The following is a 13905-nucleotide window of genomic DNA, read 5'->3' as shown; positions in this document are numbered from 1 at the left end:
GTGTAACCGGTCGTGTCACTGTAATGCCATCAGCGGGATTTTGGAACATCCTCACTATCACACTTCGACAGACGTCTCATCGAGGGAATAGTTTTCCTATACACGAAACCCGGAAGTCCGCAATGGTCGGAAACGGAGCCCCCGGGGCCCGGCCGGCCATGCTCCTGGGCATGTTCCGCGGGGAGTTCGCCGCCACCGGTCCGGAACTCGAGAACCCGCTCAAGCGCCCGGCGACGTCCGTCCGCTCGATCCTGGTCACGCTCACTACCCGGTCCTGAAATCCCCCGGCCCTGTCGATGTGGCCGCAGCCAGCTCGCCGCTGGCCGGTAGGGCCTGCTCAGCCCCCGGCTCGGGGCGCTCCATAGCGACGAGCGCGACGTCGTCGCCGAGCGAGCCGCCGGTCCAGCAGACGAGCGCGTCGACCAGGTTCGCGTTCGCCACCGGCAGCTCCGGGACGGCGAACGCGTCCGACACGGCCGGAAGCAGCGGGAAGAACTCCCGGGTACCGCGGCTGCGGGCCTCGACCAGGCCATCGGTGTAGAAGAGCATCCGGTCGGACCGGGCGACGAGGAAGTGAGCCGCGGCCGGCGCGGCACCGAGCCCGAGGGGCGGCTGTCGGTCGGCGGCACCGAGCGGCTCCACGACGCCACCCCGGACCCGCAGCGGGTCCGGGTGGCCGGCGTTGAGCAGCGACATCCGCCCGGCGCGGTCGATCTGGGCGACGACCGCGGTGACGAAATCCTCGCCCCGCTCGCTCCCGAAGGCGGCGACCTCGCTGTCGAGCGCCGCCATCAGGTCCGCCGGGTCCTCGAGCCGCCCCGCGAGCGCCCGGAAGCAGCCCAGGACCCGGCTCGCAAGCCGAACCGCCTCCAGCCCCTTGCCGCGGACGTCCCCCACCAGCAGCCGCACGCCCCATCGGGTGTCCACCACCTCGTAGAGGTCTCCGCCGACGCTGGCCTCCGTGGCCGCGCTCCGGTACAGGGCGGTGAACCGCAGGCCGCCGACGGCCGCCGGGACCGGGCTCAGAATGGCACGCTGCGCGACCTCGGCCACCCGCACGAGAGCGGTCAGCCGGCGCTCCCGGGCCCGGCGGACCCGGCTCGCGACCACGGCTATCCCGCCGCCGAGGGCGATGCCGGCGAGCCGGATCACCCGCGCGAGCTGGCCGCCTCCCGCACCTGGTTCCACGACCTGGTTCGCGATCTCCACCGCGCTAGCCCCGGCAAGCGCGACGAGCGCGTAGAAACCGGTCAGGCTGGGACCGACCGTGCTGGCGGCCAACAGCGGAGCCATGACCACGAGCGCGATGATGACGAAGGCGGGTCCGCCGGCGGCGTCGACGACGCAGACCGCCACGATGATGACAAGCGGGACCACCGCCGCTACCAGCGAACGGACCCGCCCGATGTTCACACCGAGCGTGGTACCCGTCGGGTGTGCCCCGACCCGCCCGAGCGGTCACCGGGCGGACGGTCCCGGGCGGACGGATACACGGTCCGGATACGCGGCGTCGGCCACACCCCGGGTCGGGCGCGCCGAACGCCGCCTGGTGCCGGCGGATCTCGGCCTGGACGTCGCTGACGAAGGCCGTCTACAAGGCGTGGTCGTCGGCCCACCGACGCCCCCCTCCTCCCCGACAGCTGGTGGTCATCGGCCACGGCGGGCCGGGACGACGACCTGTCTGCTGCCGGCAGATCGCTCTCCCCCCGGCGCGCCCGGCGCTCTAGGTTCGCCACCATGACAGAGGCGGTCACGGGCGGGAACAGCACACCGATCACCGGCTACGCGGCCGGCGTTCCGTTCACGGCGCTGCCGCCGGCCGGTGGCGCCGACGCCCCGGCACCACTGGTGGTGACCTGGCACATGATGGACGCGCCCCGTTCGGACAGCGCGTTCGCCGCCGCGCTGCCACTGGCCGACGTCCCCGCCTGGCGGGTGCATCTCGGGATGCCGCTGGTGGGCCGACGTCCGGTGGAGGGTGCCTACGAGGCCGCGCTGGCCGATCCGATGCTGCGGTACGTCGACCCGGTGGTCCGGCAGGCCACCGACGAGTTCCTCCCGGTGCTCGACGCGCTGGAGGACGAGCTCCCCCTGCTCGGCGGCCCGATCGGGATCGTCGGCGCGTCGCTGGGCGGGACGGTCGCGCTCAACGTGGTGGCCCGGCTGCCGGTGCAGATCTCGGCGGTGGCGCTGGTGAACCCGGCCATCCGGGCCCGGACCGTGGTCGACGTCTTCACCGCGGCGGCGGGGACGTCCTACGACTGGGGCGAGCGGGCGCACGCCGCGGCCGACCACCTGGACTTCGTGGCCCACGCCGGGCTGATCAGCGGCCGTAGGCCGGCGCCGGCGGTCCTCGTGGTCAGCGGGGAGCTCGACTACCCGGTCAGCCGCGCCGACGCCGGCGAGCTGGTGGCCGCGCTGCGGGCCGGGTACCGGGACCCGAAACGGGTCCGCCTGAGCACGATTCCCGGCCTGGACCACCCGCTCGCCGAACAGCCCGGACTCGAACCGGCACCGCAGATCCCGCTGGCCGGGGTCGTGGACCGGGTGGTCGGCGAGTGGTTCCGCGCGCACCTGTGACCGCTGTAAACGGAGATCCTTCACAACCACCATTCACAGCCTCGACCGAGCCGGTCGCCGTTGTTTTGCAACAAACGCGTTGACCATGGTGGCCGTATCCCGCTAAGGGCAATGCCACCGCACCCCGGAACAGACTTTGTCTGCAAGCCGACACGGAAAACGATCACGGCTAAGTAGCCACGGAGACGCCGTTCGAAACGCCACGGTTGTCCCGGAATCGCGGAGAGCGACAGGAGCGCGGAACACGGCAGGACCAAGCCCAGGGTGAAACCCGGAAGACCAGCCGGAAGGAAGGTGCTTTCTATGGGGGTCACCCGGACGAGGGAGGGAATCCTTTCCCTCGCGTCGGTGGACGACTATCTCGGGCCAGCCGACAGTCGTTTTTTCGGATCAGGCTACCGGCGGGTTGGCTACGCTTTCCGTGATGCCGGTTCCTTCGGCAGGACAACTGGGTCGACACAGGTGCGGGCTCGTTTCAGGATCGACTATCCGACGGACTGGTCCGTGAAGACCGGCGACGTCGAGCTGCGTCCGCACCTGTCCACGGTCGACGTGTTGATGCTGGCCGTCCGGGCCGCGATGAGCTGCGCGGCGCGGGCCTTCGAGCTGGTCGACCACGACCAGTTCCGGATCTGGCCCCGCCAGGTTGACGTCCGGGCGGGTACCGCTCCGGTCGAGGACGGCCTGGACGACGTCGAGGTCCGGGCGGCGCTCCGGACGACCGTCCCGCACCCGGACGCGCCACATCGCCGCGTCTCCGCCTTCGACTGCCAGGTCGGCGTCATGACCGCGCGGGTCGAGCTCGATCATCCAGCGGGCCGGGCCAAGGCGGCGGACAGCACGGGCACCGCGGACAGCACGGGCACCGCGGGCACGGAGAACACGGCGGACCGACGGTGGGACGAGCTACTCGGATCCAGCGACCCGGGCCCCTACGGTTCCGGCTACCGGCATCGCTGGCCGACCGTGGAACAGATCATCGCGAATGTCCCAGCGGCTCGGGCGGACGCGATGGCGCGGATGTCGCAGGCACCGCAGCCGGTACCGCAGGTACCGCCACCCCGTGCCGGGCGTCAGCCGGCGAGCGCTTGCCATCCGCCGGTCTCGATGATCGACTCGTTCGTCGTCGCGCTGCAGCTCGGCCAGATTCTGCTCTACGAGATGGACGGGCTGACCCGAACCGACAGCAACACGCTGTGGATGCGGCACACGAGAGTCTCCGCGCCGGGCCACGGGCGGCCCGCCACCGGCCCGGCATCCTCCGCCGGACCGTTCGCCGCCGCCGTGTCGCTGTCCAACAGCCGGCTGGTCACCGGCCGGGATGCCCACCGCTGGCGCACCGCGTCGATCGACGGCACCTGCGACGGGGTGGCTGTCCGGTGCGCGGTCGCCCACCGGCTGCCGTGACCGGCCCGGGGAACGCCCCGGCCAGCCCCTCCGTCCCGCTTCTCCCACAACTGGAGCTCACACGATGAGGCTTGGAATATCGGGAACCTACTCGGCGGGCAAGACTGTCACGGCGATGGCATTGTCCCACTTCACCGGGATCCCTCGGACCAGGGCGATGACGATGCGCGAGATCCTGCCCGAGGCAGCCCCTGGAAAGACTCTCGAACAGTGCACCGCCGCGGAGCTGCTCCAGATGATCGTCGTCCGGCACGTCGACCGGGCCGTACACGAGAGCAGGCTCTGGGACGGATTCGTCTCGGACGGCTCCTCGCTCCAGGAGTGGATCTACGGGTCGGTGCGGGTGACGGTCGGCATAAACCCGAACGCCTCGCTCCACCTCCGGGATCTCGAGACGGTCGAGCGGACTCCTGAGATCGAGTTCTTCGAATCAGTTATGAGCCAGCTCGGGAATGCATTCAAGCGGCATGTCAAAAGCACCTTCGATGCGTTCGTGCACCTGCCGAACGAACTCCCCCTGACCACGGACGGTCACCGTCCGGTCAATGAGCGGTTCCGGTCGATGTCCGACGAGCTGCTGATGAGGACGCTGACCGAGCTGGCGATTCCCTATCACGTCGTTGGCGGCTCGCTGCCCGAACGACTGGACACGATCGCCGAGATCTTCGCTTTCCCGCGAGTCATGGAGGTGGACCGCGCGGTGTCGCGTGCGCTCGAAGAATACGCACAGCTGGATGTACGCGGCGAGACCGAACGACTGCCCAGCCCGGTCGGTTGACGGCCGTCCACCGAGCAGCTCCGACACGGACAGGGGAACGGACAGTGCGGACACGAGCCGCGGTGGTCGCCGGTCTCGGCGGCTACCTTCCTCCACATGTGGTGACCAACAAGATGCTGGCCGAACAGCTGGATACATCCGATGAATGGATATATTCCCGGACCGGAATCCGACAGCGGCATGTCGTCTCCGCCGGCATGGCCACCAGCGACCTCGCGGTCGAGGCCGGCCGGCGCGCCCTGGCCTCGGCAGCGGCGACCGGCACCGCCACCGCCACCGCCACCGCGAATATGGTGATCCTCGCCACCACCACCCCGGACTACCCGTGTCCGGCATCGGCCCCGGACATCGCGTTCCGCCTCGGGCTCGGCCCCGTACCCGCGTTCGATGTCAGCGCGGTGTGCGCCGGATTCGTCTACGCCCTGGGCGTGGGAGCCGGCGCGATCTCGGCCGGACTCGCGGAGCGCGTCCTGGTCATCGGGGCCGAGGCGTTCACCTCCATCATCGACCCGCGGGACCGGACGACCGCGCCGATCTTCGGTGACGGTGCCGGGGCAGTCGTGCTCCGGGCCGGCGAGCGGACTGAGCCGGGCGCACTGCTCGCCTTCGATTTGGGCTCGGACGGACACCTCAAGGACCTCATCAGGGTGCCGGCGGGTGGCTCGCGCCAGCGGCTGACCGAGGCTGTTCCCGATCCTCGCGACTACTACTTCGCCATGCAGGGGAAGGCGGTCTTCAAGAACGCCGTCCAGCACATGACGGCCTCGCTGCAGGCGGCGCTGAGAAGCGCCGGCTGGGGCCTGGACGAGATCGACTGGCTCGTCGGCCACCAGGCCAACGTCCGCATCCTCCAGCTGCTCGCGGACCAACTCGGGGTGCGCCGGGAACAGGCCGTGGTCAACATCGACTCGGTCGGCAACACCTCTGCCGCGTCCATTCCACTCATGTTGGCGGACGGCACGGCGGCCGGGACGTTCGCGGTCGGCGACAAAATCGCCCTGACGGCCTTCGGCGGTGGGCTCGCCTGGGGTTCTGTCGTCCTGACCTGGCCGCGGATCGAGCTGGCCGGCGCTCCGCGGGACGCCGTCGAATCCATCAGCCAGCCAGCCTGAGAAGAACAGGAGAGACCCATGAACACGATGACGAGAATTCTGACTGATCTGCTGATCGACCAGTTCGGCCTGGCCGCCGAGGACATCCGACCAGAGATGACCTTCGAGGAGCTCGGGGTCGACTCGCTCGTCCTCACCGAACTCACGGTGATCCTGGAGAACGAGTTCGACCTCGTCATCGAGGACGGGGAGCTGACCGAAGGTCTGACTGTGCGCCAGGCCGCGCAGCTCGCCGCCGCCAGGCTTCCCGCCCCGACCACCCACCGGGGTGCCGCGTGACGCTCGTTCGCCGGACCGCGCGAATTCTTCCAGCAGCAAGAGACCACAAAATCAGCTACCTAATATAGGTCGGTAACCGTTTTTAGTTAACCTTGAAGATGGGTTCGAGTGGCGATCCCATCCACCAAGGACCACAGAATCATCAACGCCTCCCAATATTAATTCAACCTTGGTCGGCGTGAACCCTTGCCGGGCGGGACTTCATCGGGTTTAATGCCCAGTACGGTGCCCCACTCCCCCTCCCGGCGACATCTCCGCGAAACCCGCACGACAGCCACCGAATGCCCGAAATATGCCTGACGTCCGGCATTCAGCAGCTTCGGTCACCACCCTCATGAAACTCGAAAGACATTCCCAGAAAGGACGTCTCCATGAGCCGCCTGCTGCACGTGAGCGCGTCCCCACGCGACAGCGAGAGCCAGTCGCTCGCCATCGCGAACTCGTTTCTCGCAAGCTACCGGGACAGCAACCCGGAGGTAAAAATTGATTCTCTCGACCTTTTCGACGGGCACCTTCCCGACTTCGGCCGGGTGGCCGCGGCGGCCAAGATGGCAGCCTTCTCCGGGCAGGAGCAGACCCCTGATCAGGTCGACTTCTGGGCGCAGGCCCGGTCGGTTTTCGACCGGTTCGCCGCCGCCGAGACCTACCTGTTCAACATCCCGATGTGGAACGCCGGTGTCCCCTACGTCCTCAAGCAGTGGATCGACATCGTCACCCAGCCCGGCTGGGCGTTCGGGTTCGACCCGGTCGCCGGCTACTCCGGCCTGCTCGGGGGCGGCAGGAGAGCCGTCGTCGTCTACACCAGCGGTGTCTACAGCCCCGGTGTCCCGGCGTCCTTCGGCCTCGACTTCCAGTCGTCCTTCTTCGACGACTGGCTGCGTTTCGTCGGAATTTTCGACGTGACCGAGATCCGTTTCCAGGGGAACGCCCTGCTGGCCGACGGCGAGGCGGCCTTCGAGCAGGCCCGGCGTCAGGCCCGGGACCTCGGGAGGAGCTTCTGAGCCGATCCCGGCGAGAACCGACAACCGCAGGACGGTCGACAACCGTATGACAGTCGACACCCATACGACGGTCGACAACCGCATGGCGGCCGCGGTCTACACCCGTACCGGCGGCCCCGAGGTCATCGAGGTGGTGCGGCGGCCGGTCCCGCGGCCCGAACGCGGGCAGGTGCGGGTACGGGTCAGCGTGTCGGGGGTGAATCCCACGGACTGGCGGGCGCGCGCCGGGGAGGCGCCGGGCCGCCCGGTGCCCTTCGGAGCCCAGACCCCGAACCAGGACGGCGCCGGGACGATCGACGCCGTGGGAACCGGAGTCGCCCCCGAACGGGTCGGCCAGCGAGTCTGGGTCTGGGAGGCGGCCTGGCGACGGCCCGGGGGCACCGCCGCGGAGTTCGTCGTCGTCCCCGAGCATCAGGCCGTCCCGCTGCCCGACGGCAGCACGTTCGCGCTGGGCGCCAGCCTCGGGATTCCCGCGCTCACCGCGCACCGGGCCCTCACCGTCGGGGAGGGCGGGCCCGACATCCTGCGCCCGGCCGCGCTGGCCGGCCAGACCGTGCTCGTGGCCGGCGGCGCCGGGGCCGTGGGCCACGCGGCCATCGAGCTCGCCCGCTGGGCCGGTGCCGTGGTCGTGTCGACCGTCAGCTCGGCGGCGAAGGCCGAGCTCGCCACCGCGGCCGGCGCGCGACACGTCGTCAACTACCGGGACGGGAATCCCGCGGAGGCGATCCGTGCCGTGGCTCCCGCCGGGGTTGACATCGTCGTAGAGGTCAACCCGGCCGCGAACGCGGCGCTGAACCAGGCGGTCCTCGCCGAGCACGGCACGATCGCCGTGTACGCCTTCACCGCGGACCAACCCGCGCTTCACATCCCGGTCCGCCCGGCGATGTTCGCCAACACCAGGGTCCAGTTCGTCCTCGTCTACACGGTGCCGGCGATCGCGAAGGCGAACGCGGTACGGGCGGTTCAGGCCGCCCTGGCCGACGGAGCACTGCGGGTCGGCGCCGAGAACGGACTCCCCCTCCATCGTTACTCCCTGCGACAGATCGTCGCGGCCCACGCCGCCGTCGCGAACAACGTCGTCGGCAAGGTCCTTGTCGACGTGATCCCGCAGTAGCCCTGCCCCCGCGCGACACCTGTCGGTCCGGTGTCAGACGAAGGGTCCGCGACATGATGACCACCGGCGGCAGCCAGCCGTCGCCCCGGCGACTGCGGCTGCTCACTGTTGTCCTGGCCCTCACCTGCGGGATGAGCGCGGCGAACCTGTACTACGCCCAGCCGGTGCTGGACCTGCTCGCCGACGACTTCGCGGTGAGCCGGGGCACGGCCTCCCTCGCCGTCACGACCGGGCAACTCGGCTACATCCTCGGGCTGGTCTTCCTGGTCCCGCTGGGCGATCTGGTCGAGAACCGACGGATGGCCGCCTGGTTGCTCACCGGCGCGACCGCGGCGCTCGTCGGTGCCGCGTTGGCGCCCTCCCTGGGAGTCTTTCTCGGAGCCGTGTTCGTCTGCGGCGCCGCCTCCACCGTCGTGCAGATCCTGTTGCCGCTGGCGGCGCACCTCGCGCCGCCGGACAGGCGCGGTGAGACGGTCGGGCGGGTGATGAGCGGGCTGCTGCTGGGAATCCTGCTCGGGCGGTCCGTCTCGGGATTCCTGGCCGGCGCGTTGGGCTGGCGAGCCGTCTACGCCCTGTCCGCCGGGGCCATGCTCGCCGTGGGCGTGGTCCTCACCCGGACCCTGCCCCGCCACCAACCCGCGGTGACCATCGGGTACCCCGCGCTGCTCCGGTCGATGGCCGGGCTGCTCCGGGACGAGCCGATCCTTCGTCAGCGTGCCGTCTACCAGGCGTGCATGTTCGCCACCTTCACCCTTTTCTGGACGGCGATCGGATACCACCTCACCTCGGCCCACCACCTGAGCCAGCCCGAGATCGGTCTTTTCGCCCTCATCGGCGCCAGCGGCGCGGTCGCCGCCCCGGTGGCCGGCCGGTTGGGAGACCGCTCGCGCGGGCACACGGCGACCGGCATCGCCCTGGTCGCCGCCTGCGCGGCGATGGCGCTGAGCGGGCTCGCGCCGGACAGCCTGCTCGCGCTCGCCGCGGCCGCCGTCGTCATGGACATCGCCGTGCAGGTCACGCTGGTCACCGGCCAGACGGTCATCTACGCGACCCGGCCGGAGGCCCGGGCCCGGATGAACACGGTGTTCATCACCAGTTTCTTCCTGGGCGGCGCGGCGGGCTCGGCCCTGGCCGGAACGCTTTTCACCCGGTGGGGCTGGAGCGGAGTCGCGGCGCTGGCCGCGGCCGCTCCCGCCGGGGCCGCCCTGCTGTGGCTGTGGCACACCGGGCGCAGGCCAGGACGGGAACCACGCCCCCATCTCCGAGAGGAACCAATGGCACGCGCAGCGAAATCGGCGGATCTCCAGCACGAGTCCGTCGACCGCGACTCCCCCGGCACGGAGGCGACGCCGGCGCCCGGCGCCGCGCAGACATCACGGCTGGCCTCCCCGTGACCGCCGCGCCGGCCGTCACGCCGCCCGCCGGCGGTGCCGACACCGCCGGCCGCCGGCCGTTCCGCCTGGGCCTCCAGATTCCCCGGCTGCCGGCGGTCCCCCCGCACCGGCTCTTCGAACGGCTCGTGGAAACAGCCACCACCGCGGCCCGGGCCGGGTTCGACGCCCTGTTCGTGATGGATCACTTCCACCAGATCTCGATCATGGGGCCGGCCCACGCGCCCATGCTCGACAGCTACACGCTGCTGGCGGCGCTCGCCGCCCGGACCCGGGACGTGGGGCTCGGCGCGCTCGTCACCGGCGTCACCTACCGGAACCCGGCGCACCTGGCGAAGATCGTCACCAGCCTGGACGTCGTGTCCGGCGGGCGCGCGCTGCTGGGGATCGGCGCGGGCTGGAACCGCGAGGAGCAACTGGCCTACGGCTATCCCGACGTGACGCTCAACGAGCGCTACGCCCTGCTCGAGGACGCCCTGCGTATCGCCCGGGCCATGTTCGGCACCAGCCCGGCGACCGTGCCGGGCGACGCGGCCTCGATACACCAGGCGTTGAACGAACCCCAGCCGCTCCAGCCCGGCGGGCCGATGATCATGATCGGCGGAGGTGACGAACGGCGGACGCTCCGGCTGGTCGCCCAGTACGCCGACGCGACGAACCTGCTCGCCACCGTCACCGACATCCGCCGGAAGCTCGACGCGCTCGACGCGCACTGCGCGGACCTCCGCCGCGACCCGGCCTCGGTCCACCGGACCTGGGTGGGCACCGTCGTCACCGGGGTCGACCGCCGGGAGGCGGAACGGCACGCCGGCGCCCTGCCGGTCCTGCGCGGCGTACCCGACCTGCCTGCCGTGCTGGCGGACCAGGGCAGCCGCGATCGTGTCCGGCTCCTCTGGGGAAGCCCCGACCAACTCGCCGAACAGTCCGCCCGGATCCGCGGCCTCGGACTCGGCGGGCTCATCGTCAACATGCCCGCGCACCCCGACCGCCTCGACCTCATCGAAGCGGTCGGCGCGGCACTGGCTCCCGTCTGGAAGACGTCCTGAGAGATCCCGTGGGTGGCCGCCCGTCGCCTTCAGGCGGAGCGCGACCGACCGAACTTCGCGACAGCGGCCGGGGTCATCGGGGTGAAGACGTTGACGAGATTGCCGTCGGGGTCGCGGAACAGGAACGACCGGTTGCCCCAGGGCAGGGTGGCGGGCTCGCTGACGACGTCCTCGACGACGTTCGCCAGGTTCCGGTGGACGTCGTCCACGTCGTCCACGAGCAACTCGATGATCACGGAACGGTTGTCGGACGGGCGGGCCGCGTCCGGCGCGAACAGCGCGACGGTGCGGGTGCTGGCGATCGCGAGCGTGGCGCAGGTGGTCCTGAGCTCGGCGAAGTCCTCGTTGGACCAGTCCGCCCGCGCGCCGGTCACCTGTTCGTAGAAGGCGACAAGACGAGCGACGTCCCCGGTGATGACGCGGATCGACACGAAGCTCATGGTGATCTCCTGGTTCGGTTCGGCTGAGCCGTCGTCGCACACGCTAGAACCGATACAGGACAGAAACCGTCCGGTATTCGGGCTAAATTCCGCTGATGGTCCGACCCACCGCTCAGGTCCTCACCCTGCTGGAGCTCCTGCAGTCGGGTGGCACCAGGACGGTGTCCGAGCTCGCCGACCGGCTCGGTGTCGACGGACGCACCGTGCGGCGGTACGTGCGGCACCTGATCGACCTCGACGTGCCCGTCGAGTCGGTGCGCGGCCGCTACGGCGGGTACCGGCTCGCCGCCGGCTACCGCCTGCCGCCGCTCATGCTGAACGACGACGAGGCGCTCGCCGTGCTGCTCGGCCTGGTCGCCGGCCGCCGGGCGGGCCTGCTGGCGACGACCGGCGCCGCGAGCGAGACCGCGGCGGCCAAGATCCGGCGGGTCCTGCCCGAACGGCTCGCACACGGGCTGGACGCCGTGCTCGACTCCCTCGCCTTCACCGCCGCGCCCGCCGGGGCGACCGCCCACGGCGCCGCGCCGGGCACCGCTCCGGAGACCGCGGTCGTGCTCCCCGTCGCCGACGCGGTGCGCCATCACCGGCCGATCTCGATCAGGTACACCGCCGCCGACGGACGGCGCAGCGAACGCACCCTGCACCCGTACGGGCTCGTCGCCCACAACGGCCGGTGGTACGTGACGGGTGCGGATCTCGGGACCGGCGAGGACCGGACCTTCCGGTTGGACCGCATCGCGCACGCCCGGGCCCTGCCCGGCTCGTTCGAACCGCCCGACGGGTTCGATCCGGCGCGGCACGTCCTCGCCGGGCTGGCCCAGGCCCCGTACCAGCATGAGGTGACCCTGTGGATCCAGGGGACCGTCGAGCAGATCCGGGCCCGGCTTCCGGCCAGCGTCGCGACCGTCGCCACCGGGGCGGAGCCGCCGTCCACGGGAGCCGCCGATCCCGGGGCCGCGGGCTGGCTGCGGGTCGAGATCCGGGCGGAGCGGCTCGACTGGCTTCCCCCGGTGCTCGCGTCCCTCGACCGGCCGTTCGTCATCGAGCGACCGGACGAACTGCGCGGCCTCGTCCTCGCACTCGCCGACCGTCTCTCGGCCTCCGCCCGCGCGGACCGTCTCCCACATGATCGGAATCAGTGACGCCGGCGCCGCCGGCTCGACTCTCCCGCGGACAGGTCATGCGGGCCGAGCGTCTCCCACGAGCTTCGATCACAGGCCGCCCTGCTGCCAGGACAGGCACAGCGGTCGTTAGGCTCGCGCATCGTGTCAGGCGAAACAGGTGGTTTCGGGACGGACGTCAGTCGACGTCGTTCCTGGGGCAGGCCCCACCGTGATCGTTGATCGTGCGCAGGTGGCCGCGGCGCTGCCCGGCTACGAGCTGGGTGATCAGATCGGCGCCGGCTCGTTCGGGGTGGTGCTTGCCGGCTGGCACCGTCGCCTGGGGCGCGACGTGGCGATCAAGGTGCTGGCCACGCGGGACCGTTTCGGGCTGACCGCCGGTCTGGCCGCCGAGGCACGGATCCTCGCCGGCTTCGATCATCCACACATCGTCCGGGTGTACGACTACGTCGAGACCGATGACGTGCGTCTGATCGTCATGGAGATGCTGGCTGGAGGAACACTCACCCGCCACCAGGCGAACATCAGCCAGCAGGGGACCTGCGCGGTCGGCCTGGCGGTGGCCGGAGCCTTGTCGTGTGCGCACTCCAGGGGCGTGCTGCACCGCGACATCAAGCCTGACAACATGCTGTTCGATGCCGATGGGCTGCTCAAGGTGGCCGATTTCGGAATCGCCAAAATGGTAAGCGGTGCGGCAGCCACCGCGAGCTCGGTGATTGGAACACCGCTGTTCATGGCCCCCGAACAGATGGCGGGCGCCCGGCTGGGGCCAGGAACAGATCTGTACGCACTTGGAGTGGTCCTCTACCTGCTGCTGACCGGTGGACCTCCGTTCGATCCAGCTACGAATACGCAGTCTCCAGGCCTGAAGCACACAGACCAGAAAATCCCGTCACCAATCGGCATACCCGAGCCGGTGATGGCGACAGTCCTTCAGCTTCTTTCCGTGCTCCCGGCGGACCGACCGCCATCCGCGCACGCATTTGCGATCGACCTGGCGAAGGCCGCCGTCACCGCATACGGACCGGGCTGGATAGCCTCGTCCGGAGTGTCGCTACGACTCGACGACGATGTACGCGCCGCAGCCGAACGCCGAGCGGGGCCCACCCGACAGCCGCCACCTTCCGGCACCGGCACCGGCACAGTGTCATCTACGCATATGCCAGGCGGCACCCCCGAGGGCGAACCGGGCGGCGAGAACGTCGCCGGCCGCAGGCACCACGCACGGTCGTATCTCCGGCGCCACCGCCTCGTCATAATCGCGGCGCTCACCCTACTCGCCGTTGCGGGCACCGTCCTCGTTCCTATAGCCGCTCGCAGCAGGAATCCGCACGAACCTTTTCCTCGCCCCTCCACACCGGTAATTTCCCCCGGAGTAACACCGACCCCCGTCGCAAACGCACTGGGCCTGCCTTTGGTCGGCCACACCGACTGGGTGGCCTCGGTGGCTTTCTCTCCGGACGGCCGAACTCTGGCCAGCAGCAGCAAAGACACCACGATCATTCTATGGGACGTCACCGACCGGACCCGCCCCTACCGCATTGGCCCACCGCTGTCCGGTCACACCCTCGGGGTGATGTCGGTGGCTTTCTCTCCAGACGGCCGAACTCTGGCCAGCAGCAGCAGAGACACCACG

14 protein-coding genes are annotated in these 13905 nt (G+C 70.3%); 12 read left to right on the top strand and 2 right to left on the bottom strand.

What is annotated here, in order from left to right:
- Positions 1-122: 122 nt before the first annotated feature.
- Entirely contained in the window at positions 123-278 is a 156-nt protein-coding gene (locus B056_RS42845) for a hypothetical protein (protein ID WP_018503131.1), read from the top strand.
- Here B056_RS42845 and B056_RS0117340 read toward each other — a convergent pair.
- Positions 265-1413 carry a PP2C family protein-serine/threonine phosphatase gene (locus B056_RS0117340; protein ID WP_018503130.1) on the bottom strand — a complete coding sequence of 383 codons (1149 nt, stop codon included), beginning with the start codon at positions 1411-1413 and terminating at the stop codon, positions 265-267. The genes B056_RS42845 and B056_RS0117340 overlap by 14 nt on opposite strands.
- 324 nt (positions 1414-1737) lie before the next feature.
- Between B056_RS0117340 and B056_RS0117335 the strand changes: the two genes are divergently transcribed.
- The 9 genes from B056_RS0117335 (at position 1738) to B056_RS0117295 (ending at position 10708) form a co-directional block, all read left to right on the top strand.
- On the top strand, positions 1738-2580 hold the full coding sequence (locus tag B056_RS0117335) for an alpha/beta hydrolase family protein (RefSeq protein ID WP_018503129.1): 843 nt from the start codon (positions 1738-1740) through the stop codon (positions 2578-2580).
- A 303-nt stretch (positions 2581-2883) separates the two neighbouring features.
- Positions 2884-3987, top strand: coding sequence for an AvrD family protein (locus B056_RS0117330; RefSeq protein WP_076784717.1), 1104 nt, complete (start codon positions 2884-2886; stop codon positions 3985-3987).
- A 64-nt stretch (positions 3988-4051) separates the two neighbouring features.
- Entirely contained in the window at positions 4052-4765 is a 714-nt protein-coding gene (locus B056_RS0117325) for an AAA family ATPase (RefSeq protein ID WP_026239802.1), read from the top strand.
- 44 nt (positions 4766-4809) lie between these two features.
- A complete protein-coding gene (locus B056_RS0117320) occupies positions 4810-5877 on the top strand; it encodes a beta-ketoacyl-ACP synthase III (RefSeq protein WP_018503126.1) in 1068 nt (355 codons plus the stop codon).
- An 18-nt stretch (positions 5878-5895) separates the two neighbouring features.
- Complete coding sequence (locus tag B056_RS36965; RefSeq protein ID WP_018503125.1) at positions 5896-6156, top strand: acyl carrier protein; 261 nt, start codon at positions 5896-5898, stop codon at positions 6154-6156.
- 371 nt (positions 6157-6527) lie between these two features.
- Entirely contained in the window at positions 6528-7157 is a 630-nt protein-coding gene (locus B056_RS0117310) for an FMN-dependent NADH-azoreductase (RefSeq protein ID WP_018503124.1), read from the top strand.
- A 46-nt stretch (positions 7158-7203) separates the two neighbouring features.
- Positions 7204-8271 carry an NADPH:quinone reductase gene (locus B056_RS0117305; RefSeq protein ID WP_018503123.1) on the top strand — a complete coding sequence of 356 codons (1068 nt, stop codon included), beginning with the start codon at positions 7204-7206 and terminating at the stop codon, positions 8269-8271.
- A 53-nt stretch (positions 8272-8324) separates the two neighbouring features.
- A complete protein-coding gene (locus tag B056_RS0117300; RefSeq protein ID WP_018503122.1) occupies positions 8325-9665 on the top strand; it encodes an MFS transporter in 1341 nt (446 codons plus the stop codon).
- Complete coding sequence (locus B056_RS0117295; RefSeq protein ID WP_018503121.1) at positions 9662-10708, top strand: TIGR03560 family F420-dependent LLM class oxidoreductase; 1047 nt, start codon at positions 9662-9664, stop codon at positions 10706-10708. The genes B056_RS0117300 and B056_RS0117295 overlap by 4 nt, the downstream gene beginning before the upstream one ends.
- Positions 10709-10737: 29 nt before the next feature.
- Here B056_RS0117295 and B056_RS0117290 read toward each other — a convergent pair whose 3' ends face one another.
- Complete coding sequence (locus B056_RS0117290) at positions 10738-11148, bottom strand: VOC family protein (protein WP_026239799.1); 411 nt, start codon at positions 11146-11148, stop codon at positions 10738-10740.
- A gap of 95 nt (positions 11149-11243) precedes the next feature.
- Between B056_RS0117290 and B056_RS0117285 the strand changes: the two genes are divergently transcribed.
- Both B056_RS0117285 and B056_RS40750 read left to right on the top strand, forming a co-directional pair.
- Positions 11244-12290 carry a helix-turn-helix transcriptional regulator gene (locus B056_RS0117285; RefSeq protein ID WP_018503119.1) on the top strand — a complete coding sequence of 349 codons (1047 nt, stop codon included), beginning with the start codon at positions 11244-11246 and terminating at the stop codon, positions 12288-12290.
- A 190-nt stretch (positions 12291-12480) separates the two neighbouring features.
- A partial coding sequence (locus B056_RS40750; RefSeq protein ID WP_076784716.1) for a WD40 repeat domain-containing serine/threonine protein kinase occupies positions 12481-13905 on the top strand: 1425 nt, incomplete at its 3' end.

The organism is Parafrankia discariae (genome assembly GCF_000373365.1).
In the GTDB taxonomy this organism is placed as follows: domain Bacteria; phylum Actinomycetota; class Actinomycetes; order Frankiales; family Frankiaceae; genus Parafrankia; species Parafrankia discariae.
The sequence above is the reverse complement of the archived record's forward strand: the minus strand, read 5'-3'. Positions and strand labels throughout refer to the sequence as shown.

Excerpts from the sequence above, each read along its gene's own strand:
- B056_RS42845 (WP_018503131.1), top strand. The coding sequence starts at position 123 with ATGGTCGGAAACGGAGCCCCCGGGGCCCGGCCGGCCATGCTCCTGGGC.
- B056_RS0117335 (WP_018503129.1), top strand. The coding sequence starts at position 1,738 with ATGACAGAGGCGGTCACGGGCGGGAACAGCACACCGATCACCGGCTAC.
- B056_RS0117330 (WP_076784717.1), top strand. The coding sequence starts at position 2,884 with ATGGGGGTCACCCGGACGAGGGAGGGAATCCTTTCCCTCGCGTCGGTG.
- B056_RS0117325 (WP_026239802.1), top strand. The coding sequence starts at position 4,052 with ATGAGGCTTGGAATATCGGGAACCTACTCGGCGGGCAAGACTGTCACG.
- B056_RS36965 (WP_018503125.1), top strand. The coding sequence starts at position 5,896 with ATGAACACGATGACGAGAATTCTGACTGATCTGCTGATCGACCAGTTC.
- B056_RS0117310 (WP_018503124.1), top strand. The coding sequence starts at position 6,528 with ATGAGCCGCCTGCTGCACGTGAGCGCGTCCCCACGCGACAGCGAGAGC.
- B056_RS0117305 (WP_018503123.1), top strand. The coding sequence starts at position 7,204 with ATGACAGTCGACACCCATACGACGGTCGACAACCGCATGGCGGCCGCG.
- B056_RS0117300 (WP_018503122.1), top strand. The coding sequence starts at position 8,325 with ATGATGACCACCGGCGGCAGCCAGCCGTCGCCCCGGCGACTGCGGCTG.
- B056_RS0117290 (WP_026239799.1), bottom strand. The coding sequence starts at position 11,148 with ATGAGCTTCGTGTCGATCCGCGTCATCACCGGGGACGTCGCTCGTCTT.
- B056_RS0117285 (WP_018503119.1), top strand. The coding sequence starts at position 11,244 with ATGGTCCGACCCACCGCTCAGGTCCTCACCCTGCTGGAGCTCCTGCAG.